This is a genomic window from Microbacterium sp. P5_B6 (assembly GCF_056400345.1).
In genome coordinates this window covers 134403-161399 of sequence record NZ_JBFULL010000006.1, presented here as the reverse complement: position 1 = coordinate 161399, position 26997 = coordinate 134403, and the positions used below count along the sequence as shown (strand labels likewise).

The 26997-nt window shown below is 68.4% G+C and carries 25 protein-coding genes and 3 tRNA genes; 19 read left to right on the top strand and 9 right to left on the bottom strand.

Going from position 1 to position 26997, the window contains the following annotated elements; translation table 11 throughout:
* Positions 1 to 1146 carry a glycosyltransferase gene (locus AC1DP3_RS10160; RefSeq protein WP_477293273.1) on the top strand — a complete coding sequence of 382 codons (1146 nt, stop codon included), beginning with the start codon at positions 1 to 3 and terminating at the stop codon, positions 1144 to 1146.
* Between the two features lie 42 nt (positions 1147 to 1188).
* Here the strand turns inward: AC1DP3_RS10160 and AC1DP3_RS10155 are convergent, their stop codons facing one another.
* The gene (locus AC1DP3_RS10155) at positions 1189 to 2361 is read right to left on the bottom strand and encodes a polysaccharide deacetylase family protein (protein ID WP_477293043.1); all 1173 of its coding nucleotides are present in this window, start codon (positions 2359 to 2361) and stop codon (positions 1189 to 1191) included.
* Between the two features lie 62 nt (positions 2362 to 2423).
* Positions 2424 to 3422: an SDR family oxidoreductase gene (locus AC1DP3_RS10150; protein WP_477293042.1), complete on the bottom strand. Its 999-nt coding sequence runs from the start codon at positions 3420 to 3422 to the stop codon at positions 2424 to 2426.
* 114 nt (positions 3423 to 3536) lie between these two features.
* On the opposite strand from AC1DP3_RS10150, the gene AC1DP3_RS10145 reads away from it, so the two are divergent.
* The gene (locus tag AC1DP3_RS10145; protein WP_477293041.1) at positions 3537 to 4823 is read left to right on the top strand and encodes an FAD-dependent oxidoreductase; all 1287 of its coding nucleotides are present in this window, start codon (positions 3537 to 3539) and stop codon (positions 4821 to 4823) included.
* 11 nt (positions 4824 to 4834) lie between these two features.
* Here AC1DP3_RS10145 and AC1DP3_RS10140 read toward each other — a convergent pair.
* From AC1DP3_RS10140 to AC1DP3_RS10130, 3 genes are all read right to left on the bottom strand, one after another.
* A tRNA-Phe gene (locus AC1DP3_RS10140) sits at positions 4835 to 4907 on the bottom strand.
* A gap of 78 nt (positions 4908 to 4985) precedes the next feature.
* Positions 4986 to 5059: transfer RNA gene (locus AC1DP3_RS10135), tRNA-Asp, on the bottom strand.
* Between the two features lie 32 nt (positions 5060 to 5091).
* Positions 5092 to 5164, bottom strand: a tRNA-Glu gene (locus AC1DP3_RS10130).
* A 199-nt stretch (positions 5165 to 5363) separates the two neighbouring features.
* On the opposite strand from AC1DP3_RS10130, the gene AC1DP3_RS10125 reads away from it, so the two are divergent.
* Complete coding sequence (locus tag AC1DP3_RS10125) at positions 5364 to 6812, top strand: peptidoglycan DD-metalloendopeptidase family protein (RefSeq protein WP_477293040.1); 1449 nt, start codon at positions 5364 to 5366, stop codon at positions 6810 to 6812.
* Positions 6813 to 6906: 94 nt separating this feature from the next.
* Here the strand turns inward: AC1DP3_RS10125 and ppa are convergent, their stop codons facing one another.
* Positions 6907 to 7440, bottom strand: a complete 534-nt coding sequence (gene ppa / locus AC1DP3_RS10120) for an inorganic diphosphatase (RefSeq protein WP_477293271.1) — start codon at positions 7438 to 7440, stop codon at positions 6907 to 6909.
* Positions 7441 to 7639: 199 nt separating this feature from the next.
* On the opposite strand from ppa, the gene tilS reads away from it, so the two are divergent.
* The 13 genes from tilS (at position 7640) to AC1DP3_RS10055 (ending at position 19509) form a co-directional block, all read left to right on the top strand.
* Positions 7640 to 8629 (top strand): tRNA lysidine(34) synthetase TilS, encoded by a 990-nt coding sequence (gene tilS / locus AC1DP3_RS10115; RefSeq protein WP_477293039.1) that lies wholly within the window; start codon positions 7640 to 7642, stop codon positions 8627 to 8629.
* 39 nt (positions 8630 to 8668) lie between these two features.
* On the top strand, positions 8669 to 9220 hold the full coding sequence (hpt, locus tag AC1DP3_RS10110; protein WP_477293038.1) for a hypoxanthine phosphoribosyltransferase: 552 nt from the start codon (positions 8669 to 8671) through the stop codon (positions 9218 to 9220).
* 271 nt (positions 9221 to 9491) lie between these two features.
* On the top strand, positions 9492 to 11498 hold the full coding sequence (ftsH, locus tag AC1DP3_RS10105) for an ATP-dependent zinc metalloprotease FtsH (protein ID WP_477293037.1): 2007 nt from the start codon (positions 9492 to 9494) through the stop codon (positions 11496 to 11498).
* Positions 11499 to 11507: 9 nt separating this feature from the next.
* Positions 11508 to 12098, top strand: coding sequence for a GTP cyclohydrolase I FolE (gene folE, locus AC1DP3_RS10100; RefSeq protein WP_477293036.1), 591 nt, complete (start codon positions 11508 to 11510; stop codon positions 12096 to 12098).
* Positions 12099 to 12109: 11 nt separating this feature from the next.
* A complete protein-coding gene (folP, locus tag AC1DP3_RS10095; protein ID WP_477293035.1) occupies positions 12110 to 12931 on the top strand; it encodes a dihydropteroate synthase in 822 nt (273 codons plus the stop codon).
* Positions 12919 to 13293 (top strand): dihydroneopterin aldolase, encoded by a 375-nt coding sequence (gene folB / locus AC1DP3_RS10090; protein ID WP_477293034.1) that lies wholly within the window; start codon positions 12919 to 12921, stop codon positions 13291 to 13293. Before folP ends, folB begins: the two co-directional genes overlap by 13 nt.
* The gene (folK, locus tag AC1DP3_RS10085; protein WP_477293033.1) at positions 13290 to 13823 is read left to right on the top strand and encodes a 2-amino-4-hydroxy-6-hydroxymethyldihydropteridine diphosphokinase; all 534 of its coding nucleotides are present in this window, start codon (positions 13290 to 13292) and stop codon (positions 13821 to 13823) included. The genes folB and folK overlap by 4 nt, the downstream gene beginning before the upstream one ends.
* Positions 13820 to 14314 carry a DUF3180 domain-containing protein gene (locus AC1DP3_RS10080; RefSeq protein WP_477293032.1) on the top strand — a complete coding sequence of 165 codons (495 nt, stop codon included), beginning with the start codon at positions 13820 to 13822 and terminating at the stop codon, positions 14312 to 14314. The genes folK and AC1DP3_RS10080 overlap by 4 nt, the downstream gene beginning before the upstream one ends.
* A 181-nt stretch (positions 14315 to 14495) precedes the next feature.
* Positions 14496 to 14996, top strand: a complete 501-nt coding sequence (locus AC1DP3_RS10075) for a PH domain-containing protein (protein ID WP_477293269.1) — start codon at positions 14496 to 14498, stop codon at positions 14994 to 14996.
* On the top strand, positions 14993 to 16714 hold the full coding sequence (locus tag AC1DP3_RS10070) for a PH domain-containing protein (protein WP_477293031.1): 1722 nt from the start codon (positions 14993 to 14995) through the stop codon (positions 16712 to 16714). Before AC1DP3_RS10075 ends, AC1DP3_RS10070 begins: the two co-directional genes overlap by 4 nt.
* Positions 16711 to 17454: a DUF2520 domain-containing protein gene (locus AC1DP3_RS10065; protein WP_477293030.1), complete on the top strand. Its 744-nt coding sequence runs from the start codon at positions 16711 to 16713 to the stop codon at positions 17452 to 17454. Before AC1DP3_RS10070 ends, AC1DP3_RS10065 begins: the two co-directional genes overlap by 4 nt.
* A 73-nt stretch (positions 17455 to 17527) precedes the next feature.
* Complete coding sequence (locus AC1DP3_RS10060; RefSeq protein WP_477293029.1) at positions 17528 to 18319, top strand: MBL fold metallo-hydrolase; 792 nt, start codon at positions 17528 to 17530, stop codon at positions 18317 to 18319.
* Between the two features lie 74 nt (positions 18320 to 18393).
* Positions 18394 to 19509 carry a DUF418 domain-containing protein gene (locus AC1DP3_RS10055; RefSeq protein ID WP_477293028.1) on the top strand — a complete coding sequence of 372 codons (1116 nt, stop codon included), beginning with the start codon at positions 18394 to 18396 and terminating at the stop codon, positions 19507 to 19509.
* A gap of 72 nt (positions 19510 to 19581) precedes the next feature.
* Here the strand turns inward: AC1DP3_RS10055 and AC1DP3_RS10050 are convergent, their stop codons facing one another.
* Positions 19582 to 21228: a DUF2142 domain-containing protein gene (locus tag AC1DP3_RS10050; RefSeq protein WP_477293267.1), complete on the bottom strand. Its 1647-nt coding sequence runs from the start codon at positions 21226 to 21228 to the stop codon at positions 19582 to 19584.
* A 165-nt stretch (positions 21229 to 21393) separates the two neighbouring features.
* Here AC1DP3_RS10050 and lysS point away from each other — a divergent pair, with 165 nt between their 5' ends.
* Positions 21394 to 22911, top strand: coding sequence for a lysine--tRNA ligase (lysS, locus tag AC1DP3_RS10045; protein WP_477293027.1), 1518 nt, complete (start codon positions 21394 to 21396; stop codon positions 22909 to 22911).
* Here the strand turns inward: lysS and AC1DP3_RS10040 are convergent.
* On the bottom strand, positions 22904 to 23932 hold the full coding sequence (locus tag AC1DP3_RS10040; protein ID WP_477293026.1) for an acyltransferase family protein: 1029 nt from the start codon (positions 23930 to 23932) through the stop codon (positions 22904 to 22906). The two genes, lysS and AC1DP3_RS10040, sit on opposite strands and share 8 nt — an antisense overlap.
* 62 nt (positions 23933 to 23994) lie before the next feature.
* Positions 23995 to 25119, bottom strand: a complete 1125-nt coding sequence (locus tag AC1DP3_RS10035) for a DUF4192 family protein (protein ID WP_477293025.1) — start codon at positions 25117 to 25119, stop codon at positions 23995 to 23997.
* Between the two features lie 108 nt (positions 25120 to 25227).
* Here AC1DP3_RS10035 and AC1DP3_RS10030 point away from each other — a divergent pair, with 108 nt between their 5' ends.
* The gene (locus tag AC1DP3_RS10030; protein ID WP_477293024.1) at positions 25228 to 25425 is read left to right on the top strand and encodes a hypothetical protein; all 198 of its coding nucleotides are present in this window, start codon (positions 25228 to 25230) and stop codon (positions 25423 to 25425) included.
* A 67-nt stretch (positions 25426 to 25492) separates the two neighbouring features.
* On the top strand, positions 25493 to 26959 hold the full coding sequence (cls, locus tag AC1DP3_RS10025) for a cardiolipin synthase (RefSeq protein WP_477293023.1): 1467 nt from the start codon (positions 25493 to 25495) through the stop codon (positions 26957 to 26959).
* Positions 26960 to 26997: the final 38 nt, after the last annotated feature.

Below are 26997 nucleotides of genomic sequence, written 5' to 3'. Positions count from 1 at the left end.
GTGCAACTCTCGATCATCGTCCCCACGTTCAACGAGGCTCCCAACGTCGAGGAGCTGGTGCGGCGTGTCACCGGGGCGGTGGAGGGCATCGATGCCGAGATCATCTTCGTCGACGACAGCTCGGATGCCACCCCGGACGAGGTGCGGCGAGTGGCGGCATCCGCTGCGCTCCCCGTGCGTCTGATCCACCGGGACGAGCACACCGGCGGGCTCGGAGGCGCGGTGATCGAGGGGATCGGTGCTGCCGAGGCGGACGCGTGCCTGGTCATGGACGGCGACCTCCAGCATCCGCCGGAGGAGATCCCCGCGCTGTGGGAGAGATTCCGCCGCGGCGATGTCGACGTCGTCGTCGCCTCGAGATATTCCGGCGGAGGCACCTCGGTCGGGCTCGCCGATCGCACCCGCGTGCTCGTCTCGAAGGCCTCGACCGGGCTCACGCGGGCGATGTTCCCCATTCGGCTCAAGGATGTCTCCGACCCGATGACCGGATTCTTCCTGGTCGACCGCCGTGTGGTCGAGCCCGAGACACTCCAGCCGCGCGGGTTCAAGATCCTCCTTGAGATCCTCGCCCGCAAGAACCTGCGGATCGCCGAGGTGCCGTTCGATTTCGCGACACGGCACGCGGGCGAGTCCAAGGCGTCTTTGCGGCAGGGTGTCCACTTCATCACGCAGCTCGCGGCGCTGCGGTTCGGCAAGATGTCGCTCTTCGCGATCATCGGGGGTCTCGGCGCGATCGCGAACGTGGCGATCGTGTGGGCGCTCACCAGCGCGGGCGTCGGCTACATCCCGGCGGCGATCGTCGCGGCCGAGACGACGATCATCGCGAACTTCCTCCTCATCGAGCGCTTCGTGTTCCAGGACATGAGGGGCGAGGCATCGGGCGTGTGGTCGCGCTTCGCCAAGTCTGTGAGCTTCAACAACGTCGAGCTGCTGGTGCGCATCCCCATCGTGGCGCTGATGGTCAATTCGGGTCACATCACGGCTGTTGTGGCGACCGCCCTCACGCTGGTCGTCGCGTTCGTGCTGCGCTTCGTCTTCCACTCGCTCGTCGTCTACGCGCCGCGCAAGGTCGGCGCTCAGCCGAGTCGCGCGCGCCGGCTGGTCGAGGAGCTGGACGCGCAGGCGGCGGCGCCGGGCGAGCTCTGACGCCACGGATCCCCGACGCAGGGGGACACCTGCAAACGGGACTCAGCCGATCAGGCGCACGAGCTGGTCGAGCCCCATGCCGTAGTTGATGCGCACGGTGGGCAGGGCCAGCTTGTCGGTGCCGATGTGCACGTAGCCGGGCTCGATCGTGCGGGCCATCTCGAAACCCGCCATCCGCAGGCCCTCTTTCGAGGTCTCATTGTGGTGCCCGAACGGGTACGCCATGACCTCCTTCACGCCCAGCACCTGCGCGGAGGTCTCCATATCCGCGGCGATCTCGGCGGCGCTGAGATTGACCATCAGCCCGTTGCCGTCGGCGCCGGCCTTGTGCATGTCGTGCGTGTGGGACCGGCGCAGCACGTACTGGTTGGGGGCGGGATCCTGCCGGTACGCGGTGATCATGAATGAGGTGGTGAGCACCCGGTGCTTCGCCACCAGGGGCGCCGCGAGGTCGAACCAGCTCTGGTCGGCGTCGTCGTCCGTGACGATGACGGAGTGGGTCGGCAGGAACAGCCGACCGTCGATGAACGCACTCAATTCGTCCCACGTCGGCAGGTAGAAGCCGGTGCTCGCGATGTGGCCGAGGTGCGCATCGAAGTCGCCGATGTAGGCGTAGTTGCCGCGCAGCCAGCCACTCTCACCGTCGGGATTCGCGGTGAACTGGTGGTACATCAGGATCGGGATGCCGGCATCCTCGGCCGCATTCTCCGCAGGAGTCTTCCACGCCGCGTAAAGCGTCCGCTCGTGGGCCGCGCAGACGACACGCTGCGAGCCGTTCATCCGCTCGGGAACGCTGAAGGATGCCGCGTCCGCAGCGGTCAGGTACCACCCGGCGAACACCAGACCATCGCGCGCGGGAATCGGCAGCGCGGTGTAAAGGGCGCCCTGCGTCTGGAGCATGGGCGGATCGGCGATACCCTCACCGCTGAAGGTCACGGCGCACGCCGCGGGATCCTGCGTCGTCGCGAGCAGCGCATCGCTCGGTGTCAGCGGTGTCGGGGTCGGGGTGGCAGGGGAAGTCGGTGTTGCCGAGATCGTCGGTGTCGGAGCGGCTGCCGCCGGCGCGTCCTGTGCGCGGATCAGCGCGATCACCGCGCTCGCAGTCACGGCGACGGCCAGGACACCGAAGACTCCGAGCACCGCGAAGAGCGCGCGCCGGCGGTCGCGCGGCCCCCAAGGCCGGCGCGTCGGAGGGGAACCAGTCGACGAGAACATGGCTTCCTATCTTGCGTCAGAGACCGGTGGGTCGCCCCCAGGAGACCCGCCTGGTCGTGATCCTACTGGGCTGGGTCGCTCCCGACTTCGCCCCTGTGGGCCGAGCGTGGCGCGTGCCCGGCGCCCCATGTGGCGCCGGTGAGCTCCTCCGACACAGCCCACACCCGTGCGGCGGCGCCTGCATCGGTGAGGCGCCGGTACAGCCGCTGAGTTCGGGGCGGCCCCTGCAGGTGGAGGAAGCCGCCGGGTCCGTAGAAGCCGCCGGGTGCGGCATCCGGGCTGGCGACGGCGAACAGCGCGGGGAGGGATGCCTCGCGCGGCGTCCCGCCGATACCGGCGTCCATGATCCTCCGGCCCAGTCTTGCTCCGGCGCTCCGGCTCTCGAGCAGCTCCGCAGGCGCGATGTTGGTGATCGCGATGCCGGGATGGGAGAGGTTCGTCGAGATCCCCCATCCTCTCGCCGCGCTCCGCCGTCCGAGCTCGAGGGCGAAGAGGCTCAGCGCGGCCTTGGACGAGCCGTAGGCGCGGAAGGTCGAGTAGCGGCGCTCGAGCTGCAGGTCGTCGAACCGCACGCCGATGGACTTCGCGGCGAGGCTGCTCTGCACGGTGACGCGTGCCTGGCCGGCCGTCAGCAGCGGCAGGATCCGCGCGACGAAGGCGAAGTGCCCGAGGTGGTTCGTCTGGAGGTGCAGTTCGAACCCGTCGGCGCTCGTGCGCCGCACCGGATCGGCCAGCGCGATCATCCCGGCATTGAGGACGAGCAGGTGGATGGGAGCGCCCTCTTCCACCAGTGAACGGGCGGATGCGGCGACCGATGCGAGGTCAGCCAGATCAAGGTCGGCGAGTGTGAGGTCAGCATCCGGAACCGTCTCGCGGATGCGTGCCGCTGCGCGCTCGCCCTTCGCCCTGTTGCGGACGGGGAGGATGACCTGGGCGCCGGCCGCGGAGAGCCCGCGGGCGATCTCGACACCGACGCCGTCGCTGGCGCCCGTCACGATGGCGCGTCGCCCGGTCAGATCGGGAAGCGGGATGCTCCACCGCGGCTCTCGAGGCGCGTCCATCGGCTGGTCCTGTCGGCGGGGGATGAAGGGACCGGGTTGCGCTGGTGCTCACAACGTAGCGCTCACGGCATCCGCCCCGAAAGACTGTCGTGGACTGCGGGGGAAGGAGCCGAGGTGAGGATCGGGATCATCGGGGCCGGTGGCGCGGGTCTCACCTCAGCCTGGCTGCTGGAGCAGGACCACGACGTGACGCTGTTCGAGGCCGATGCGCGCCTGGGGGGTCACGCGCACACCATCGACATCAACGTCGACGGGCGCCGCGTACCGGTGGACGCGGGCTTCCAGTTCTTCGGACCTGGGCAGAGCTACGCCACCTTCAACCGGCTGCTCGCGGCGCTCGAGGTGCCCGTGCGCTCGTACTCCGCGACGATGACGCTCTTTCGCGAGCGGGAGAACCAGCATGTCGCGATGCCGCCCCTGCGAGCCGGGCATCCGGTATGGCCGTCGCTCAGGCTGGCTGCCCTGCAGGACCTGCTCCGCTTCCGCCGGTTTCTGCGCGGCATCCCCTCCTTCCTCGCCCGGCACGACACGACAGTGACGCTCGAGGACCACATCGATTCGCAGAGGCTGCCCCCGCGGTTCGTCGAGCGATTCCTGTACCCGATGCTGCTGGCGCTGTGGTGCGTCGAGCTCTCGCAGCTGAAGCAGTTCGCCGCCTACAACGCGCTCTTCTATCTCGGGGCCGCTCTGCCGGATGGCTGGCATCCACCCCAGCAGCTGGAGATCCCCGGCGGCATGCGGACGTACGTCGAGGCGCTCGCGCACGACCTGCGGCGAGGCGAGGTGAGGTGCGGCGCACGCGTGGACAGTATCGCCCGCGAGGGCGACGTGCTCGTCATCCAGGACTCGCAGGGGATGCGCTGCGAATTCGACCAGATCGTCGTCGCCACGGGCCCCACCCGGGCCTCGGCGCTCCTTCGGCCGCTGCGAGGGCTGGAGCCGATGAGCGATCAGCTGGACCGCTTCCGCACGTTCAATACGACGATCGCCATCCACGGCGACCGCGCCCTCATGCCGGCGGATGAGTCGGCGTGGTCCGTGGTCAATGTGCGCTGGGACGGCACGCACAGCCAGTTGTCGATCTGGAACCCGGAGTCTCGGCTGCCGGTCTTCCGCAGCTGGGTCACCTACGAGCAGCGGCTTCCCGAGCCTCTCTACGCGGTCGCCGAATACGAGCACCTGCTGGTGACCGTTGATCATTTCGCGGCGCAGGCTCGTCTGAAGGAGCTGCTCGGCCTCGCGGGCGTGTGGCTCACCGGGCTCTACATGGACGATGCGGACTCGCACGAGAGCGCCGTCCGCTCAGCGGTCACGATCGCGCGCAGGCTCGCGCCTGATTCCGCCCGGCTCCGAGTGCTGCTCGCGGGGAACGAAAAAGGCCCCTCCCCAGTAGAAGCCTGAAGAAGGGCCAGTGGCTCCGACGGGCGTCGATCCCGTGACCTCACGATTTTCAGTCGTGCGCTCTACCAACTGAGCTACAGAGCCAACGCGGGGGATGCCTGAGCATCCTCCCGCGTCCTAGACGAAAGGCCCTCTGAAATCAAAGGGCCCGTCGCTTAGAAGCGACCCTGACGGGACTTGAACCCGCGACCTCCGCCGTGACAGGGCGGCACGCTAACCAACTGCGCTACAGGGCCATGCATATTCAGTTGTATTTCTTTCGGCTGGGTGACCCCAACGGGATTCGAACCCGTGCTACCGCCGTGAAAGGGCGGCGTCCTAGGCCGCTAAACGATGGGGCCGAAATGAACCCCTGGCTCATCGCCCGGCGCTCACGCTTACCGACACTCGAGCATACGCAATCCTTTCCGAAACCGCCAATCGAGGGCGCTTCCCCCTGGAAAACCGCCGCGGAAGGGCGCACGATGGAAGTCCAGCCCCCGAGCGACCAGCAGTGCGAGGTACAGGCTTGCCCTTGTGCCTGTGACTGACGTTGCTAGTGTGAACAGAGTTGTCCCCATCTGGGAGGTCCCCGTGGAGCCCGAAGACGCCTTGGAGGATTGCGGCTGCGCGCCCAGTCCCCGCGAGCGTCGAGCCCTGTGGCCCTCGGTCAGCCGCCGCACGGCGCTCGGCCTCGGCGTCATCGGCGCCGTCGGGATCGCGGCACTCACCGGGCCCCTTCTCTCACCGGCGTTCGCCGCGGACTACCCCTCGTGGGACGACGTCCAGGCCGCCCGCGCGAACGAGGCGGCGAAGGCGCAGGAGGTCCAGCGGATCCAGGGACTCATCGCAGGCCTGACGGCCGAGGTGAATCGCACCCAGGCCGAGGCCGAGCGCCTCGCCGGTGAGTTCTACGTCGCGCAGCAGGCGTACTTCGATGCCTCGCAGCGCGCCGATCAGCTTCAGCAGCAGGCCGACGATCAGGGCACGAAGGCAGTGGATGCCGCCAACAAGGCCGGCCGCGTCGCCGCGCAGCTCTATCGCAACGGCGGTGACGACACATCGCTCGAGCTCTTCTTCGCCGGGTCGGCAGCATCCGCCGACGATCTGCTCGCTCGGCTGGGGACGATGGACCAGCTCATCGACCGCAACCAGGCTGTCTACGCCGATGCGATCACGGCACGGGATTCGGCGCAGAGCCTCAGCGACCAGGCTGTCGTCGCGCGCGATGAGCGCGATCGCCTCCAGCAGATCGCCGAGCAGAAGATGGTCGAGGCCCAGGCGGCTGCCGACGCCGCGCAGGCGGCGCTCGTCGAGGAGCAGGGGCACCGCGTCGAGCTCGAGGCTCAGCTCGCCGCACTCCAGGACCAGACCGCGAAGACGATCGCCGGCTACGAGGCCGGTGTCGAGGCGGCGCGCAAGGCCAAGGAAGAAGCGGATCGGCGAGCTCGCGCAGAGGCGGAGCGCCTTGCCCGTGAGGCTGCGGCGGCGGCAGCAGCCGCGGCGGCAGTCGGCCGTGGAGGCGGCGGAGGCGGCGGCGGTGGAGGCGGCGGCGGAGGTGGCGGTGGCGGCAACGGCGGTGCCGTCGTCGGGTCCGGCTGGGCTCGTCCTTCGTCCGGTGTGCGCACGTCGGGCTACGGCCCGCGCTCGCAGCAGTGCGGCAACGGCTACTGCTCGACAAGCTTCCACTACGGCGTGGACCTCGCCTCGGGGTGCGGCTCGGCGATCTACGCCGCGCACAGCGGCCGGGTCGTGTACGCCGGTCCCAACGGCGGTTACGGCAACTACATCAAGCTCGATCATGGCGGCGGCATCGGAACCGGCTACGGCCACATCCAGAACGGCGGCATCCTCGTCCGCAACGGACAGTCCGTGAATGCCGGGCAGCTGATCGCCTACGAAGGCAACACGGGAAACTCCTTCGGCTGCCACGTCCATTTCGAGACGTACGTGAGCGGCGACCCCGTGAATCCGATCTACTTCATGGCTGACCGGGGGATCTCGGTCTGACGTCCGGTCCGTCGGCAGCAAAGACGAAGGGACGGATGCCGCGGCGCTCGCGCTGAGCGCCGGCGAAGCATCCGCCCCTCCGGTGTGAAGCTGTCTACAGAGTCGACGGAGCGACGCCCTCGCCCTGTGTCGCGGTCTGGCCCTCGTGCTCCTTGAAGCGGTCGAAGGCCTCGCTGACGAGGCGCTCCGCCTCGGCGGCGTCGGCCCAGTCGTCGACCTTGACCCACTTGCCGGGCTCGAGGTCCTTGTAGTGCTCGAAGAAGTGGGTGATCTCCTTCTGCGTGTACTCGTTGATGTCGCCCACGTCCTGGATGTGCGCCCAGCGCGGATCCTTGGCGAGCACCGCGACGACCTTGTCGTCGCCTCCGGCCTCGTCGCTCATCTTCAGGACGCCGACGGGGCGGACGCTCGCGAGGATGCCGGGGGCCAGATCGTGGTCGAGCAGCACCAGCACGTCGAGCGGGTCGCCATCCTCACCGAGCGTGTTCTCGAAGAACCCGTAGTTGGTGGGGTAGCCCATCGGCGTGTAGAGGATCCGGTCGAGGAAGACGCGGCCGGTGCCGTGGTCGACCTCGTACTTGATCTTGCTGTTGCGCGGGATCTCGATGACAGCGTCGTACGCGCCCATGGTGGGTACTCCTTCGAAGACGTGGGGATGCCTCGCCCAGCCTAGCCGGGGGCTGTAGGCCGGGTAGAACTCCTCATCCCAGCCCTCCGTCGGCACAACTCCTTCACATCGAGCCCCCAGCGGGAGAAACGCCGGAGAAGTACCCGCGCCCCACTCGATCCGACGGAGTTGTGCAGGGCGGCATCGGTACCGTGGACGGGTGACGCATCGTCCTGGGCTGGATCCCGCTGTTGCCGAGGTGCGCCGCGCCGTGCGGGCCGCGCTCGTCGGGGACACGACCGTGGTCGTCGCGCTCTCCGGCGGCGCCGACTCGCTTGCGCTGGCAGCGGCGGTCGCTTTCGAAGCGCCCAAGGCCGGGGTCACCGCGGTGGCGGTCACGATCGATCACGGGCTTCAGGCGGGATCCGCCGATGTCGCGGCCGCCGGAGCGGCGCAGGCCTGGGGCCTCGGGCTCGAGGCCCGGGTCGTCAGGGTCGACGTGGGTGCCACCGGTGGCCCGGAGGCGGCCGCCCGGGCCGCGCGCTATGACGCCCTGCGAGCCGAGGCCCTCGCGCAGGGCGCTTCGGCGGTGCTGACGGGCCACACCCTCGACGATCAGGCGGAAACGGTGCTCCTGGGGCTCGCCCGCGGATCGGGCGCCGGGAGCATGCAGGGCATGGCGCCGGTGTCGGACCTCGGCGACGGTGTCGCGTTGGTGCGCCCGCTGCTCGGAGTGAAGCGGGCTGTGACGCTCGCCGCGGCCGACGCGGGCGGCCTGCGGCCATGGACCGATCCCCACAACTCCGATCCCGCGTACGCCCGGGTGCGCGTCCGCCATCGGGTGCTGCCCGTCCTCGAGGCCGAACTGGGGCCCGGTGTGGCCGAGGCGCTCGCCCGCACGGCCGAGCAGCTGCGAGAGGACGCGGCGGCGTTCGACGACATGATCGCCGAGACGATCGAGGACATCGTCGAGCACGCCGAAGCGGGCATCTCGGTGTCGGTGCCGGCCCTGGCGGCCAACCCCGCGGCGCTCCGGCACCGGATCATCCGGCATGTCGTCGCCGCCGAGTTCGGACAGAGCCTCACGCGCGCCCAGACGCTCGAGGTCGCGCGACTCGTCACCGACTGGGCCGGCCAGGGCCCCATCGACCTCCCCGGCTGCACGGCCCGACGGGTCGGCATCCGGCTCGAGATCACCGCGCGAGGCTGACCCCGCGGGCTCCCAGCCGCACGCCCATAGACTCGGGGCATGCGTGCGGCCGACATCCAGAGCGACATCACCGACATCCTCCTCACGGAGGAGCAGATCCGGGAGAAGCTCCAGGAGGTCGCCGATCGAGTCGCCGCCGATTACGCGGGCAAGGACCTCATCCTCGTGGGCGTCCTCAAGGGCGCGGTCATGGTGATGGCCGACTTCTCGCGGGCGCTCCCCTTCCCCGTGCCGATCGACTGGATGGCCGTCTCCTCGTACGGCGCCGGCACCAAGTCCAGCGGGGTGGTGCAGATCCGCAAGGACCTCGACACCGACATCCACGACAAGCACATCCTGATCGTCGAGGACATCATCGACTCGGGCCTCACGCTCAGTTGGCTCCTCGACAACTTCGCGTCGCGGGGAGCGGCATCCGTCGAGGTCTTCGCCCTACTCCGCAAGCCGGAGGCGGCGAAGGTGCATGTCGAATGCCGCTATGTCGGCTTCGAGATCCCCAACGAGTTCGTGATCGGCTACGGCCTGGACTACGCCGAGAAGTACCGCAATCTGCGTGACGTCGCGGTGCTCGCACCGCACGTGTACGCCTGACCTCGGCAGCCCGCCATCTGATCCGGGCCCACCCCGGGTGACGCGGTGACGGGCCGGTTGTCGAGTCGCACAAGCAGGCGGCTTACGCCGTGGGCGTGTTTCGATACGCTCGCTGGCGCTCGCTACTCAACAACCGATTCGCCCACGGCTTACGCCGTGGGCGAATGCACAGATTCGTCATAGGTGCCGCGCGATACCCTGATCCAACCGTCGCCGCCCCCGTCGGCTGTGCGTCGGCTCGCTGACGAAGGGAACGGGCTCCGCCCGCACCATGGACATCAAGAAGATCACTCGCAACCCGCTCTTCTACGTGCTGATGATCGGGTTCCTCCTCGTGGTGGGCTTCTCCCTCATCTCGAGTCTTGGCGGTGCCAAGCAGATCTCGACGCAAGAGGGCCTGAAGCTGCTCGACGGCGGCACCGTGACCGAGGTCACGAACACGGACGGCGACCAGCGCGTCGACATGAAGCTCTCCGAGGAATACGAGGGTGCGACCGACGTGCAGTTCTACTACGTGCAGGCGCGCGCCGACGAAGTGGTCGAGGCAGTCGACGCGGCCCAGCCGAGCGACGGCTTCAATGACGCGGTCCCTCGCTCGACGTGGTTCGACGGCTTCATCTCGCTCTTCCTCCCGATCCTGCTGCTCGGCCTGCTCTTCTGGTTCCTGCTCTCCAGCGCCCAGGGCGGCGGCAGCAAGGTCATGCAGTTCGGCAAGTCCCGCGCGAAGCTCGTGTCCAAGGAGTCGCCGACCGTCACGTTCGGCGACGTCGCGGGATCCGACGAGGCCATCGAAGAGATGCAGGAGATCAAGGACTTCCTGAAGGACCCGACGAAGTTCCAGAACGTCGGCGCCCGCATTCCGAAGGGCGTGCTGCTGTACGGCCCTCCCGGAACCGGCAAGACGCTTCTCGCGCGGGCAGTCGCCGGCGAGGCGGGCGTTCCCTTCTACTCGATCTCGGGCTCGGACTTCGTCGAGATGTTCGTCGGCGTCGGCGCCTCGCGCGTCCGCGACCTGTTCAACCAGGCGAAGGAGAGCGCTCCGGCCATCATCTTCATCGATGAGATCGATGCGGTCGGACGTCACCGCGGCGCCGGCATGGGCGGCGGTCACGACGAGCGCGAGCAGACGCTCAACCAGATGCTCGTCGAGATGGACGGCTTCGACCCCAAGGCGAACGTCATCGTCATCGCCGCCACCAACCGTCCCGACATCCTCGACCCGGCGCTGCTGCGTCCTGGTCGCTTCGACCGTCAGATCGGCGTCGACGCCCCCGATCTCAAGGGTCGCAAGCAGATCCTCGAGGTGCACGGCCGCGGCAAGCCCCTCGCTCCGGGAGTCGACCTCGAGGTCGTCGCGCGGAAGACGCCCGGGTTCACCGGCGCCGACCTTGCCAACGTCCTCAACGAGGCCGCGCTGCTCACGGCGCGCTCGAACGCCCAGCTCATCGACAACCGTGCGCTCGACGAGGCCATCGACCGCGTCATCGGCGGTCCCCAGCGTCGCACGCGTGTGATGAAGGACAAGGAGAAGCTCATCACCGCCTACCACGAGGGCGGGCACGCCCTTGCGGCTGCGGCGATGAACCACACCGACCCGGTGACGAAGATCACGATCCTGCCCCGCGGCAAGGCGCTCGGCTACACGATGGTGCTGCCGCTCGATGACAAGTACTCCATCACCCGCAACGAGCTGCAGGACCAGCTCGCGTACGCGATGGGCGGCCGCGTCGCGGAGGAGATCGTCTTCCACGACCCCACCACGGGCGCGTCGAACGACATCGAGAAGGCGACGAGCATCGCCCGCAAGATGGTCACCGAGTACGGCATGACGACGGATGTCGGACCCATCAAGCTCGGATCATCCTCGGGCGAGGTCTTCATGGGCCGCGACATGGGCCATGGCCGCGACTTCTCGGAGCGCGTGGCTGAGCGGGTCGATGCAGAGGTGCGTGCGCTCATTGAGCAGGCCCACAACGAGGCCTACGAGGTGATCAACGACAACCGCGAGGTTCTCGACCGGCTCGCGCTTGCGCTCCTGGAGAAGGAGACGCTCGATCACCTCGAGCTCGCCGAGATCTTCCGCGACGTCAAGCGGCTCCCGCCGCGCCCGCAGTGGCTCTCGAGCGACGACCGTCCCGTCTCGACCCAGCCGCCGGTCGACGTGCCCCAGCGGCGCGACGAGGCCGGGCTGGCAGCATCCGTCGAGGCGGAGGAGCCGGTCGCCGAGAAGGCGACCCGTCGCCGCCCGACCGGGCAGGCGCGACCCGCGACCGCGTAGGCTCGGCCCGTGGCCGTCGACCGTGACCGCGTGGCGTCGCTCGTCCGTGAGCTCCTCGAAGCGATCGGGGAGGATCCCGACCGTCCGGGACTGAAGGCCACGCCTGGCCGCGTGGCCGATGCGTACGGCGAGTTCTTCTCCGGTGTCGGGCAGGACCCGATGGCGCCGCTCGCGCACACGATCTCGGTCTCGCACGGTCCCGCCCCCGAGACGTCCCCGTCGGGGGCGGTGATGCTGCGCGACATCCAGTTCCGCTCGGTGTGCGAGCACCACCTGCTGCCCTTCCGGGGCAAGGCGCACATCGCGTACTTCCCGGACGACCGCGTGGTGGGCCTCGGCGCCCTGCCGAAGGTGGTCGAGGTGCTCGCGTCGCGCCCGCAGGTGCAGGAGCGCCTCGGCGAGCAGATCGCCGACGCGATCCAGGACGCCCTCGACACCCGGGGGGTGCTGGTCGTGCTCGACGCGTCGCACGAGTGCGTCACGATGCGCGGCGAGCGCCAGCCTGATGCCTCGACCGTCACGATCGCGGCGCGCGGCGAACTCGCCGATCCGGCGGCGCGCGCCGAGCTGATCGCCCTCATCGGCGCCGGCAGACGGTGACGGCGGGTGCGATGCAGTGCCTCGTCATGGGGATCGTCAACGTCACGCCCGACTCCTTCAGTGACGGCGGGCTCTTTCTCGCCGCCGATGCCGCGATCGAGCACGGGCTGGCGCTTCTGACAGCGGGCGCCGCGATGCTCGATGTCGGAGGCGAGTCGACGCGCCCCGGCGCCCAGCGCGTCGACCCCTCGATCGAACGGCAGCGCGTGCTTCCCGTCGTCAGGTCTCTCGCCGAGGCGGGCGCCACGGTCAGCATCGACACGATGAACGCCTCAACGGCGATCGCGGCGGTCGAGGCGGGGGCGGGCATCGTGAACGACGTGTCGGGAGGGCTCGCAGACCCCGACATGCTCGCCGCGGTGGCGGGGACGGATGCCGAGATCGTCGTGCAGCACTGGCGCGGGCATTCCGCAGACATGTACGCGGGGGCGTCGTACGACGACATCGTCGCGGAGGTCGTCGCCGAGCTGGAGAGTCGCGTCGAGGCGGCCGTCACCGCCGGCATCCCGCCCGAGCGGGTGATCATCGACCCGGGCATCGGATTCGGCAAGAAGGGCGCCCAGAACTGGGCGGTCCTGCACGGGATGCCGCGCCTGGCGGCGCTCGGCCATCGGGTGCTGGTGGGAACGAGCCGCAAGCGGTTCCTGGTCCAGACCCTCGAAGCGCGCGGGGGAGACGCATCCGGGACCCGTCTCGATCTCGCGACCGCGGTCACGAGCGTCCTGGCCGCCCAAGCGGGGGCATGGGCGGTCCGGGTGCACGAGGTCGCCGCGACAGTCGATGCGCTCGATGTGGCGGCGCAGTGGAAGAGTGGATCGACATGGACTTCGTAGACGAGATCACCATCACGGGCATCCGCGCCTACGGGTTCCACGGTGTCTACCCCGACGAGAAGCGGGATGGGCAGGAGTTCATCGTGGACGCGCAGCTCTTCGTCTCGACCGCCCGGGCGGCCGAAACCGATGACGTCGCCGACACCGTCCACTATGGCGAGCTCGCAGAGGCGATCGCCGGCATCGTCTCGGGTGATCCGGTCGACCTCATCGAGACCCTCGCGAGCCGCATCGCCGAGGCGGTGCTCGCCCACGAGCTCGTGCAGATGACCCGCATCACCGTGCACAAGCCCTCAGCGCCGATCGCCGTCCCGTTCGCGGACGTCGCGGTGACCGTCAACCGGACGAAGGCCGGCCGATGAACCGCCGTCTCGCCGAGGGTTTCAAGGGGAGCTCCGAGTCGATCCCCCGCAGCCCCGTCGCCGCGGTCGTGGCGCTCGGCTCCAACCTCGGCGATCGGGCCGAGACGATTCGGTCGGCCGTGGTCGACCTGGCGCGGCTGCCGCTCGTGGACGACGTGCGCGTCGCTGACGTCATCGAATCCGTCGCCCTGAGGCCAGAGGGACCGGATGCCGATGCCCCGGCGTATCTCAACACCGTGGCCCTCGTCACGACGAGGCTGGCGCCGTCCGTCCTGCTCGCGTACCTGCATGCGATCGAGGTGCGCCACGGTCGCGAGCGGACCGAGCGCTGGGGCGATCGGACGCTCGACCTCGACCTCATCGCCTACGGCGACGCCCGCAGCGACACCCCCACGCTGCAGCTCCCGCACCCGCGCGCAGCCGAGCGCGACTTCGTCCTCGCGCCCTGGCTCATCCTCGATCCGGAAGCGGAGCTGCCCGGCGTCGGGCGCGTCGATGAGCTGCTGCGGCGGCTGAGAGACGCTTCGTGAAGAGGACGGGAGCCGGCGTTCTCGCCGCCGCCGGCGCCATCGGCGTGGCCGTGGGGTTCTTCCTGGACCAGGTGCTGACCGGGGCCGGGCGGCCCACGTTCGTGCCGGGCGTGACGCTTCCTATCCTGCTCGCGCTGCTGGGCGGCTTCGTGATCGTCCTCGCCCTCCCGATACGCAGAGCGACGCGCGGAACGACGGGCGCTCGTCCCGTCGATCCGTTCCGGGCCCTCCGGATCGCGATGCTCGCGAAAGCCTCGAGCATCGTCGGCTCGGCGTTCGCCGGGTTCGGCGCGGGGCTCGCGCTCTTCCTCGTGACAAGGCCCGTGACCCCATCGGTAGGCTCATGGGGCGCAGTGATCGCGACGATCGTGTGCGGCGCCCTGCTCGTCGTCGCCGGACTCGTCGCCGAGCACCTGTGCACCATCCGGAAGGACGACGATGACGAACAACCCGGCGACCCCGGTCCCGGATTCGACGCCCACTCGCACTGAGGCCGGTCCCGCGGAAGCGTGGGCGCCAGTGCGCGACGTCGATGCGCACTCCGCGCCACTCGAGCCGAGTGACGGCGGGCAGACGAAGGCTGCGCCTGACGCCGTCGATGAGGTCGAGGCGGCGGCATCCTTCGACGAGGCCGAACAAGCGGCATCCCTCGATCACGGCACGTATCGGCGCCTGATCGAGCCGCGCTCGCCCCACCGCCTGGCGCTGGAAGAGGGCAGATGGCACCAGATCTCGCGCCGGTACGTCTGGGTGCAATTGATCTCGTCGGGGACGATGCTGCTGCTCGTCGTCGTGGCGATGCTGGTCCTCGCGCTCGGGCTCGAGCAGCGGTGGGCGCTCATCCCGGGTGGGATCCTCAGCGCGATCCTCATCTGGACCATGGCGATCCTGCCGCGGCAGGTGCGGGCCATCGGGTATCAGCTGCGCAAGGATGACCTCGTCTTCCGCCGCGGCATCCTGTGGCAGCGGATGGTCGCCGTGCCGTACGGCCGCATGCAGCTCGTCGACATCACGCACGGTCCCCTCGACCGAGGATTCGGCATCGCCCAGCTGAAGTTCGTCACGGCGGCCGCCACGACAGGTGTGACGATCCCCGGGCTCGAGCAGATGACCGCCGAGACCCTGCGCGATCATCTGGTGACCGTCGCCGAGAGCCGCCGGACCGGGCTGTGACCGAGCCCGTCCCGCCATCCGGCGAGTCCGGCGTGCTGCCGGAAGGTTCGAGGTCCGCGACACAGGACGCCGGTCTGCCGGCCGGTGCGTCTCCGGCTGGGTCGCTGCCGGCACCGACTCCACTGAGCGGGGAGGCCTCGGTCGTCGCGCCGCCCCAGGCGCTCGTGCGCTCGCCGATGAGCGACGGGGAGTGGCACCGGCTGCACCCGCTCACCCCCCTGCTGCGGGGCGGCCTGTTCCTCGTCGTCGTGATCGGCATCATCGTCGCCAATCTCCGCGACCGCCTGGTGTTCCTCTTCCTCCCGGCACTGGCCCCGGACCTCCCCGCGGAGGAGTTGGAGGAATTCGAGGGATCGGGCGATCCGATCGACTTCATCGTCGCCAACAACCTCTACCTGGCGGCGGGCATCGCCGTCGTGGTCGTCCTCCTGGCGCTCACCGCGATCTTCTATCTCTCGTGGCGCTTCCACACCTTCCGGATCACCGGCGACGACGTGGAGGTGCGCAGCGGCATCCTGTTCCGCACCCAGCGCCGCGCCCCGCTCGACCGGGTCCAGGGTGTCAATCTGACGCGGCCGATGCTCGCCCGGCTCGCCGGCATGGCCAAGCTCGAAGTGGTCGGGGCCGGCACGGACTCGAACGTGAAGCTCGAATACCTCTCCACGGTCAACGCGGAGGCCGTGCGCGCCGACATCCTCCGCCTCGCCTCGGGGCGGCGGCTCGGAGAAGCCCATTCGGGCGCCGCCGGGAACGGCCGCACCCGCATGGGGGCGCTGTCCGACACCGTCTCGCGGGGCATCACCGGCCTCATCGAAGGGGACGAGGCCGCGATCGAAGAGCCGGAATCGGTCGTCCACATCCCCGTGCTCCGGCTCGTCGTGTCGCACGTGATCAGCCCTGCCACCGTGGGGCTGGTGTTCGGGATCGCGGCGATCGCGATCGGATCGGCGCTCGGCACGCCCTGGCTGCTCATCGGCATGGTGCCCGCCGTCATCGGCTTTGTGGCCTACTGGATCCGCTCGATCGTGCGGAGCCTGCGCTACTCGATCGCCCCCACTCCCGACGGCGTGCGGATCACTTTCGGCCTGCTCACCACGATCACCGAGATCGTGCCGCCCGGACGTGTCCACGCGGTCGAGGTCTCTCAGTCGGTGCTGTGGCGCGGGTTCGGCTGGTGGACGGTGCGGATCAGCCGGCTGACGGGGCGCAGCCTCAGCGATTCCAACAACGACCAGTTCACGACGGTGCTGCCGGTCGGCACTCTGCTCGACGTCGAGCGCGTGCTGCGGCTGATCCTGCCCGCCGTCGATGAGGACGACTGGCCGATCATCGTGCGGCAGGGCATCCTCGGTCCCCAGCAGGAGGACCCGTTCACCGACACTCCGCGGCGCGCGCGCCTCCTTCGGCCGCTGTCGTGGAAGCGCAATGGGTTTCAGATGACCCGCGATGTCGTGCTCTTCCGACGGGGCGTCATCTGGCGCAAGCTGGCGATCCTCCCGCTCGCGCGCCTGCAGAGTCTCGCCCTCCATCAGGGGCCGATCGATCGGGCATTCCGGGTGGCGTCGGCCCGAGTGCACACCGTGGCGGGCCCGGTCGACAGCGCACTGGGGGCGATCGACCGGGACGCTGCGCTCGGATTGTTCGCGGATGCCGCGGCCGGCGCGGTACGTGCGGCGGCGGTCGACCGATCGCATCGATGGGCGGAGGAGCAGGGATGAATCGCGCGAGCAGGCTCGGGGTGGGCATCATCGGCGCCGGCCGGGTCGGCCCCGTGCTGGGCGCCGCACTCGCCGGCGCCGGACACGCGCTCACCGGCATCACGCCCGGCTCGGACGAGGAACGGGTGGAGGCGATCCTGCCCGGGGTGCCCGTGCTCGACGCGCTCGAGGTCGTCCGCCGCAGCGAGCTGGTCCTGATCGCCGTCCCGCATGACGACCTCGCCGATCTCGTGTCGGGGCTCGCCGACCTCGGCGCCTGGCAGCCGGGGCAGCTCGTGCTGCACACCGACCCTGCCTTCGGAACGGCGGTCCTCGCGCCGGCCGCCGCGCGGGGCGCGATCCCGCTCGCCGTGCATCCCGCGATCGCCTTCACCGGGTCGTCGATGGATCTCCGCCAGCTCGCCACCGCATATGCCGCCGTCACCGCCCCGGCTCCGGTGCTGCCGATCGCCCAGGCTCTCGCCGTCGAACTCGGGTGCGAGCCGGTGGTCATCGCGGAGGCCGACCGCGCGGCGTACGCGGAGGGGATCGCCATCGCCACCGAGTTCTCGCGCTCGATCGTCGCGCAGGCCGCGGAGCTGCTGCGTACCGCCGGGGTGCCGCATCCGGGGTCATACCTCTCAGTGCTCGCCCACTCGACGCTCGACCATGCGCTCGCCGCTGCGGGGTCTGCCGGGGCAGGACCGCTCGGCGCTGGTCTCGCGGACGACGGGACGCCCGCCGATAGCATCGACGAATGATCGCGGCGAGCTTCGCCGGGCTCGCTTCATCCAGCAGGCCGAGAGCGTCCTCGGCTGAGTCCCGGGAGGGCACATGCGCATCACCCGCATCGGCGGTCCGACCGCGTTCATCGAGTGGTCGGGATGGCGCATCCTCACCGATCCCACGTTCGATCCGCCTGGCCGCACCTACTCCTTCGCTGCAGGCACCCGCTCCACCAAGGTGACGGGCCCGGCGCTGCCGCTCAAGGCGCTGGAGCCCATCGACGTGGTGCTGCTCAGCCATCACGGCCACGCCGACAATCTCGACCGCGCCGGCCGTGCCGGCCTCGCGAGTGCGACGACGGTGCTCACGACCAACGCCGGCGCGAAGGCCCTGACCCATTCCGATCTGCGAGGGTTGGCGGCAGGTGACGCCGTCACCCTCAGTGCGCCGGGCAGGCCCGACCTCACGATCACGGCGACGCCCGGCCGCCACGGTGCTCCGCTCACTCTTCCGCTCGTCGGGCCGGTCATCGGGTTCGCGCTGACCCTCGCGGGAGCGGCCCGACCGGGGCTGTGGATGACCGGCGACACCGTGCTGTACGACGCGCTCCGTGGTTACGCCGCGGACCTCGCCCCTGAGGTGGCCCTTCTTCATCTGGGTGCGGTGAAGTTCGGGCTCTCGGGGCCCCTCCGGTACACGATGAACGCGAAGGAAGGGGCCGAGCTCATCGCGCTGGCGCGACCCGAGGTGGTCGTGCCCATCCACGTCGAGGGGTGGAGCCACTTCACCGAGCAGGAGGGGTCGGCTCGCCGGCTCCTGGCGGCGGAGCCAGCGAACGTCTCGGATCGCGTGCGGTGGGCGCCGCTGGGTGAGCCGATCGAGATCACGCTCGCCGACTGAGGCAGTCTCGGGTCCGCGCGCTTAGGATGTGGCGCGGGAGGGACATGCACACGCGCACCACGCAGGGAGCATCAGTGACCACGGCGGTCGGTGCGATTGTCGACCCGGTCGCACCCCGGCTCCAAGAGGACAGGCTTGTCGTACCCGACGTGCTTCGGGGCGTCGCGATCCTCGCGATGCTGATCGCCCATGCCGGACGACTCGTGGAGCCGCTTCCCGGGCCGGTGCATTTTCTGCAGGGCAACATCAGCGATGTGGCGTCGCCGCTCTTCGCCCTGGTCATGGGCATGTCGACCGCGATCGTCGTGCTGAAGACAGGGGCCGAGGCGCGTGACCGCGGGCTGCTCGTCCTTCAGAACCTCATCCGCGGGGCCCTCCTCGTCGTGCTCGGCCTGTGGCTGGCCTCGTGGTGGACGTGGATCGCGATCGTCCTCGCGCCCCTCGGCGCCACGCTCATCATCGGCACGCCGATCGTGCTGCTCTCGACGCGGTGGGTGCTCGGAATCGCGGCGGGCATCGTCGTGATCAGCCAGCCTGTGCAGGCGGTCATGATGGGCCTGCTCCCGTCGTTGTATTACACCCCGTGGGTGTTCCCGATGGACTGGCTCTTCACCGGGGGTGAGTACCGCGCGCTCAATCTCCTCCCTTTCTTCCTCGTCGGCGTCGCCCTTCTGCGCCATGGATTCCGTCGTGACCGCTTGCTGCTGGCGCTGCTGGTCATCGCCCTCCTGGCGTATCCGCTGCGTCCGCTGTACGAGAACCTCGTCGCACCGGCGATGGGATCGGACCAGGCGACGCTGTACGCGATCATCGGATCGGGCACGTACATCGACACGGTGCACGATGTCGGGCTCGTGTTCTTGACGTATGTCGTCATCGTGGCGCTTGCCACGGTGCGCGCACCGGGCCCCGCGCGCGTCATCGACGCGTTCTTCACCCCGTTCCGCGCCCTGGGGAYGGTTTCTCTATCCGTCTACGTGCTGCAGGTCGCCGTCGTCGCCGCCATGGTCGCGTTCGCGATCGCCGTGGAGGGCCGCTGGGGTGCGTGGCTGATCCTGGTCGTCGGCGTCAGCCTCGTCGGCATTCTCTGGTGGCGGTTCGTTGGCAAGGGCCCGATCGAATGGCTACTCGGTGTAGTCTCCGGGCGGTATCGCTTCTCACCTCGCAGCTCCGAGCGGCTTCGGGGCTAACCGCGGTTGCTCGCTGTAAGCGGCTCGTGACCGCGCTCCTCTGGAGGCTCCGACAGCTCAGCAAGAGGGCTGTCACGGCGTTGGGCCTGGAGCAGGAAGGGGGTCTGATGCCGCTTGGTGCAGTTCGTCAGCGCTCCCAAAATCAACCCCGGACGATCGGCGCGTCAGCGAGGTGGGACCCACGGCATCGTTCTTCATTCTTGCCGGCTCTTCTGCAAATGGCGGGATCTCTTCCGAAGCAGGATGAGGGTCTAGAAGCGCTCCGCCTCGATTGAGACTGCCGATGAATACGAGCGCGACTGCAAACGCCGCACTGCCTGCAAGCCAGACAGTCAAGGGTGCCGGTCCGGCACACCACCACCATTCTGCCCCGGCACCAGGGTCAACGGTGCTGGCGCCGAAGCCGGTCGTGTACCGCCGAATGTTGAGGTTCAGCGAAACGACCATGCTGGCGGCGAGGGCCACCGCCGACACGTTGAATCGAGGCCCGCTCCATTGCCCCCGCGGAACGCCGACCGTTGCGATTCCAGCGAGCATGATTATCAACGGCAGGATGTAACGAGGCTGAATCCAAAAGTCCTCGACCATGACCCGTGAACGCACGATCACCACGAACGGCAACAACCAGATAGCGGCGAACGAGAGGCCCAAAGCCAGCGATCGCCTGAACGACACTCGTCGCAGACCGACACCCAGAGCAGCGGCGAACACGCCGAATCCGAGCACCCATACCGCAGGCGGCATAGGTGTATCTAGCCACCCCAGTCCTGTGTATCCGAATACGCCGAGCCATAGGAGTGGAACGCCTAAGAAGTTCTCGACGTGGTCTCCAGCAGTGAGATCCTGCTCCTTGCCGCCGAGGCCGCCGATAGCTCCGGCCTGACCAGCTCCAGTGTAGAACACGATCGCGATGACTACGATGATCACGGCGGCGGCGGCGGGCACGATGAGCGTCCGCCTCGACCGAGCAGTCATTATTCCCACGAGCACAACAGCAACGACGGCATACAACGCCGCGTCCGCTCGGGCTCCAGCGCCCAAGACCGCGCCGATGACGGCGAGAGCTGACAGGACTGCGCGCCGCGAGGACGACGCCGTGCGAGCCGCCCCGAACAGGCTCACCCACACTGTGAGAGCCGAGGTGATCGCCCAGGAGGAAGGGTTCGTCGACGGGATGAGAAAGACGCCAAGCGGGACGGTTGTGCACAACGCGCTGAGGACCAGTGCCGGCCGGATGTTTCGCGGCAGCGCGAAGAAAACGCTGGTCAGCATCCCGACAGCGATCGCGGAATTGGCAAGCCTCATTGTGATCACCGACACTTCGAGGTCCGCGCTCGCAAAGACCGACATCGCCGCATAGAACAGCGGTGGATAAAGGCCTTGGGCATTGGTGAGTTTGGTCTCCGCTAGTCCCGCTTCGCTCATGTCCTGACACGCAGCGCTTAGTTCCGATCGGAGCGCGAAGCACGCCGCGGAAGGAAGGGGCGCGGGCACTAGAAGTGCGTTGGCCTCGCCCGTCGCCTCGCACAGGCCATCCCTCTCACCGAGACCACACCAGATTGCAGGTAGATGAAAGTCATCGTCAGGACTCGCTCCCACAGGCGATGCGAACGCCCAAGAGGCGAGAGTCGCGAAGAGCAGAACGGGGATGGCGACCAGTAGCGTGACACGAAAACGGCGCCGGCGGGTTTCGTTCGCGGCTCGCCTCGCATCCGGCATCACGGAAGAACACTATCGGCTGACTAGTCCCTCGCACGGCGCGAAACCCGGTGAGAGCGGCTTGGGCGCAACGGCAGGGGATGAGCAGGAGTGCGGCCCAAGCCGGCCCACGGCCCCGGAAGGACGGGCAGTAGGCTGGGAGGCCTGCCCCGAGGAGCCCACTGCATGACCAGAACCAACGAAAGCGCGCCCGAGCCGTCGAACGAGGAGGTCTTTGAGCAGAAGGCCGTGCGGCTCGCCAAGCGCAACCGTCTCATGGCGGAGCGCACCGACGCGGCGGGCGGCCCCTATCCCGTGTCCATTCCGCTCACCGAGACGATCCCCGCGCTCCGTGAACGCTTCAGTGACCTCGAGGCAGGCGCGGAGACCGGCATCACGGCGGCGATAGCCGGCCGGGTCGTCTTCAGCCGGAACACCGGCAAGCTGTGCTTCGCGACCTTGCAGGCGGGAGACGGGAGCCGCATCCAGGCGATGGTGTCCCTCGCCGTCATCGGCGACGAGTCGCTACAGCGGTGGAAGGACCTCGTAGACCTCGGCGACCACGTCTTCGTGAAGGGCGAGGTCATCTCCAGCCGTCGCGGCGAGCTGTCGGTCATGGTGGCCGAGTGGATGATCGCCTCGAAGGCGATCTTGCCGCTTCCGAACATGTACGCCGATCTCAGCGAGGAGAGCCGGGTGCGCAGCCGGTTTCTTGATCTCATCGTGCGCGACCGCGCGCGCGAGACCGTCCTCGCTCGTGCTAAGACGAATGCGAGCCTGCGGGAAACCTTTACGGCGTACGGCTTCGTGGAGGTAGAGACGCCGATGCTGCAGGTGCAGCACGGCGGGGCCTCTGCCCGACCATTCATCACCAAGTCGAACGCCTTCGACACGGACCTCTACCTGCGTATAGCACCGGAGCTGTTCCTCAAGCGAGCGGTCGTCGGGGGCTTGGAGCGGGTGTTCGAGATCAACCGCAATTTCCGCAACGAAGGCGCTGACTCCACGCACAGCCCCGAGTTCGCGATGCTCGAGGCGTATCAGGCCTATACCGATTACAACGGCATCGCCGACCTCACGCAGCAGCTCGTGCAGAATGCGGCGGTCGCCGTCGCCGGTTCGACGACGGTCACCTGGGCCGACGGCGCCGAGTACGATCTGGGGGGCCACTGGGAGCGGTTGTCGATGTACGACTCGCTTTCGGAGGCGGCGGGGCGCGCGGTAACTCCGGAGACATCGCTTGACGACCTGATCGCGATGGCGGCGGTCGCCGGTGTGGACGTGCCGCAGCACGCCACCCACGGCAAGCTCGTCGAGGAGCTCTGGGAGCACCACGTGAAGGGCGACCTTGAGCGCCCCACATTCGTCATGGACTTCCCTCTCGACACGAGCCCACTGGTGCGGGAGCACCGTTCGATCGCGGGTGTGGTGGAGAAGTGGGACCTCTACGTCCGCGGGTTCGAGCTCGCGACGGGCTACTCTGAACTGATTGACCCGGTCATCCAGCGCGAGCGCTTCGTAGAGCAGGCGAAACTCGCCGCTCGCGGCGATCTCGAGGCCATGCGCATCGACGAGGAGTTCCTCCGCGCGATGGAGCACGGGATGCCGCCAATGGGCGGCATGGGTATGGGCATCGACCGTCTGCTCATGGCGATCACCGGCCTCGGCATCCGAGAGACGATCCTCTTCCCCCTAGTCAAGTAGGGCGGTGGTCCGCCGGCACTTGGCCAACTTCATCGGGCCCGGGATCCTCCGTCGGGGCGGGTGCACGCCGATCCCGCAATCGCAGGAATGGCTGCTCGATGAATCGGTACGACAGTTCGGCCGCGCCCAGCGAGAGCAGAATTCCGAAGCTAGAGCGGAGCCACATCGGCATGGTGCCAGGGAACTGGAAAAGCATCAGGCTGATGATCGGCAGATGCCAGAGGTACAGGCTGTACGAGCGGAGGCCGAGCCACCGAAGCGTCGGCGTCGACAGCGGAGGAAGGGGGCGGCTGACTGCACGTGCCACMATTGGCACGGCGAGGATCGCACCGATCGAGGCCGGCCATCCGACCGTCATCCAGTCCGGGAGCGGGACGAAGATGATCAGCACGAACACGGCGAGTGACACGTTTCCTATTCGCGCGAGCGCCGCGGTCACGCGGGGTGACGCCAGTGCGAGAGCGCACCCCAGGGGCAGCCCCATCGCCCGGATGTATGTGTGGAGAGCGGGGTCGTCCGAGATGGCGCCGACGACCAGCACAGACGCCAGCACCGCGAAGGCCGGCGCCCACGCCAGTCGACCCGCGCTTCGCAACCTGAAGAGAAGGAGTGCGGGCCAGACCAGGTAGAACTGCTCTTCCAAACTGAGCGTCCACGTATGCCCGAGCAACCCGAGTTGCATGGGGAAGAGGTTCGAGACATACAGCAGTGACAGCACCGCGTCGTGAACCATCGCCTCGACCTCGCGACCGCTGAGGACCGCGAGTCCCACGCAAAAGAGGCAGACCGCAGCCAACGCGGGGTAGAGGCGCAGCAGGCGTCGGGCGGTGAAGCGCGCGAGGCGGATCCTTCCGGTCTTGCGGTGCTCGTTCACGAGGAGTTTCGTAATGAGAAACCCTGACAGAACAAAGAAGACGTCCACCCCGAGGAAACCCTCAGGCGCGATGCCGACGTGGAACAGAACGACGGCAACCACCGCGACACCGCGCAGTCCGTCGAGGCCGTTCCAGCGGGAGGTCACGCCGTCATTGTGGCATGTGGAGGATCGGCCGATTCAGGACCGAGCTGCACAGGGCGGGCACATCAGCGCCGGCGGAACGCCCAGTCCGGCAGATGACCCGCGTGCACAAAGGACTGCACGATCTCGGCGAGCCCGTGCTCGGGTTCGATCTCACAGGCGTGCCGGGCATAGAGCTCGGCATGAGTGGAGCGGCCCAGCGCCCACGAGAGCCACGCGCACGTCGCAAGCGGACCGGCTTGCGACAAGCGCGGTGCGAGAGCGGCGGCGCGGCGCGCGAGGGCGAGGGCGCGCTCCAATCGCTCGGGGTCCGGACGCTCCCCCTCGCCCCACATGTGCATCGCCAGGTGTGCGGGGTACTCCTCGCCCGCCTCCCACCGAAGCTGCGCGTCGAACGCCTCGTCGCCGGCCGCGAGCCCGCCGCACCAGCCGACCAGAGCGATGTCGCGAAGCGCCGGCCGGGAGAGGCACCAGATGATGGCGGCAGCGTCGTAGGGCGCCAGGTCGTCCGGGTCCCACCGGAGGGCGTCCTCGAAGAGCGCCGGGAGGTCGTCCAGCGTGCAGACCACAGACAGCGCCAGAGGGTCCACACGCCGGGATGGCGCAGAACTGGCGGTGCCGGCATCGGGCCCGCAGAGCACGCCGACGGCGTCGGCAAGACTTCGGAGAGCGTCGGCGACCACCTCGCACTCGAGGTCGGTCAGTGTTGGCAGTTCGACGCCGACCGCCTGATCGCCTTCAGCGATCGCTAGATGCGCTGCTCCGTGGGGCTCGTCGCCGAGGTCGGCGAGCGGCCGGCCCGGGGGAGGGAGCTCTGGGTCCAGATACGAGCCCCACGCCTCGGCGGCGACGCACAGGGAGTCATTCAGATGGATGCCGCAGGCCTCAGCCCGACTGGCGAGGGCGGCGGAGAGATCGGTGTGCGGCATCCCGTCCGCGAAGGATGCATCGGTGTAGGTGACAGCGACGACGGCGTCGGCGTCGGGCAGCCGGCACACCATGCCGAGCACCGTTGCGGCGGCCGCGTCGATCGATGCCGCGTCGACGGGAAGGTCGATGCGCATGGCGCCGAGGCTTCGCGACCCGGCGAAGGGGATCAGCACCAGGCTCTGCGTGGGGCGATAGCCGAGCATCCGGGGGACGAGGGCGAGGAATTGCGCCGCGCTTGCGGCTTTCACGATGGTTGTCATGCGTCGAGGCTGGACGTCCGGTGGGGCGTCGAACCGACGGATTCCGCCGACCTGGATAACCCGCCACCAGCGGCCATTGTGCAGGAGCGCCCGGCGTATCCTTGACCTGTGGAGAACTATTGGGTGGCGGTGTTCTGGGCGCTTCTGCCTACCGTCGTCGTGAGCATCCTGTTCTTTTACATCCTCCGCAGCATCATCCGTGCTGACCGCACCGAACGCCGCGCATACGACCGCATCGAGGCCGAGCAGCGGGCCAGGCGTGGGCTCGCAGCGACCAACCCCGCTGCGAACGACGCTCCACGCTGACGTCCGGCCCGGGCACTACGCTGGGGCAGACCGTCATGCCCGGCGGCGATGAGGGGGTGACCGGGGCTTGATCACGTTCACGTTCGACGCGTCCTGGTGGCTCGTTCTGGTGTTCGTGTTCGACCTCGTCGTGCGTGTGCTCGCGATCATCGTTGTGCCGCGCAACCGGCGCCCGACTTCGGCGACAGCTTGGCTCCTGGCCATCTACTTCATCCCGCTCATCGGCGTCCTCCTGTTCTTGCTGATCGGCAATCCTCGCCTTCCGCGAAAGCGCCGCCGCAAGCAGGAGCGCATCAACGAGTACATCCACGACACCAGTGCGCATCTGGACTTCGGCACCCTGCGTCCCCACGCGCCGGAGTGGTTCACGTCGCTTGTGACCCTGAACCGCAACCTCGGCGCCATGCCGCTCGCCGGTGATAATGGGGCCCATCTCATCCCGGACTACCAGGAGAGCCTCGATGCCATGGCGGACGCGATTCGCGGTGCCGAGCGCTACGTGCACGTCGAGTTCTACATCCTGCAGACGGATGCCTCGACCGACAACTTCTTCCGGGCGCTCGAAGAGGTCGCGGCCCAGGGCGTCACCGTGCGCGTGCTGCTTGACCACTGGGCCAACCGCGGCAAGCCGTTCTACCGCAAGACGCTGAAGCGACTGGATGCCATGGGCGCGCAGTGGCAGCTGATGCTGCCGGTCCAGCCGTTCAAGGGAAAATACCAGCGTCCCGATCTGCGCAACCACCGGAAGCTCCTCGTCGTGGACGGCACGATCGCCTTCATGGGGTCGCAGAACGTCACGGACTCGACGTACAACCTCCGCAAGAACATCAAGCGCGGCCTCCATTGGGTCGACCTCATGGTCCGCATGCAGGGTCCGGTCGTGGCATCCATCAACGCCGTCTTCCTCTCCGACTGGTACAGCGAGACAGACGAGGTCCTCACCGACGACATCAATCTGTTCGCCGTGGAGACAGGTCCCGGCGACCTCGACTGCCAGATCATCCCCTCAGGGCCAGGGTTCGAGTTCGAGAACAACCTTCGGCTCTTCCTCGGGCTCTTGTACTACGCGCAGAAGAAGATCATCATCGTGAGCCCCTACTTCGTCCCCGACGAGGCACTGCTCAATGCGATCACGACGGCGTGCCACCGCGGGCTCGAGGTCGAGCTCTTCGTCTCCGAGGAGGGCGACCAGGCGGTCGTCTACCATGCCCAGCGCAGCTACTACGAGGTGCTGCTGAAAGCCGGCGTCAAGATCTGGATGTACCCGCGGCCGTTCATCCTGCACTCCAAGTCGATGACGGTCGATGACGAGACGGCGATCATCGGGTCGAGCAACATGGACATGCGCTCGTTCGGTCTCAACATGGAGATCTCGATGCTGGTGCGCGGCGGAGAGTTCGTCCGTGAGATGCGGACGGTCGAGCAGCGCTATCGCGATCTCAGCCGCGAGCTGACGCTCGAAGAGTGGGAGAAGCAGCCGCTGCGGTCCACCGTGCTCGACAACCTCGCGCGCCTTACGAGCGCGCTGCAGTAGAGGCGTAACCGTGGGACACGGGCTGGGTAGGCTGGCGC

Excerpts from the sequence above, each read along its gene's own strand:
- AC1DP3_RS10060 (WP_477293029.1), top strand. The coding sequence starts at position 17,528 with ATGCGCATCACCCGCATCGGCGGTCCGACCGCGTTCATCGAGTGGTCG.
- hpt (WP_477293038.1), top strand. The coding sequence starts at position 8,669 with ATGCGTGCGGCCGACATCCAGAGCGACATCACCGACATCCTCCTCACG.
- lysS (WP_477293027.1), top strand. The coding sequence starts at position 21,394 with ATGACCAGAACCAACGAAAGCGCGCCCGAGCCGTCGAACGAGGAGGTC.
- AC1DP3_RS10155 (WP_477293043.1), bottom strand. The coding sequence starts at position 2,361 with ATGTTCTCGTCGACTGGTTCCCCTCCGACGCGCCGGCCTTGGGGGCCG.
- folP (WP_477293035.1), top strand. The coding sequence starts at position 12,110 with ATGCAGTGCCTCGTCATGGGGATCGTCAACGTCACGCCCGACTCCTTC.
- AC1DP3_RS10035 (WP_477293025.1), bottom strand. The coding sequence starts at position 25,119 with ATGACAACCATCGTGAAAGCCGCAAGCGCGGCGCAATTCCTCGCCCTC.
- ppa (WP_477293271.1), bottom strand. The coding sequence starts at position 7,440 with ATGGGCGCGTACGACGCTGTCATCGAGATCCCGCGCAACAGCAAGATC.
- folK (WP_477293033.1), top strand. The coding sequence starts at position 13,290 with ATGAACCGCCGTCTCGCCGAGGGTTTCAAGGGGAGCTCCGAGTCGATC.
- AC1DP3_RS10050 (WP_477293267.1), bottom strand. The coding sequence starts at position 21,228 with ATGCCGGATGCGAGGCGAGCCGCGAACGAAACCCGCCGGCGCCGTTTT.
- AC1DP3_RS10150 (WP_477293042.1), bottom strand. The coding sequence starts at position 3,422 with ATGGACGCGCCTCGAGAGCCGCGGTGGAGCATCCCGCTTCCCGATCTG.
- folB (WP_477293034.1), top strand. The coding sequence starts at position 12,919 with ATGGACTTCGTAGACGAGATCACCATCACGGGCATCCGCGCCTACGGG.
- ftsH (WP_477293037.1), top strand. The coding sequence starts at position 9,492 with ATGGACATCAAGAAGATCACTCGCAACCCGCTCTTCTACGTGCTGATG.
- AC1DP3_RS10065 (WP_477293030.1), top strand. The coding sequence starts at position 16,711 with ATGAATCGCGCGAGCAGGCTCGGGGTGGGCATCATCGGCGCCGGCCGG.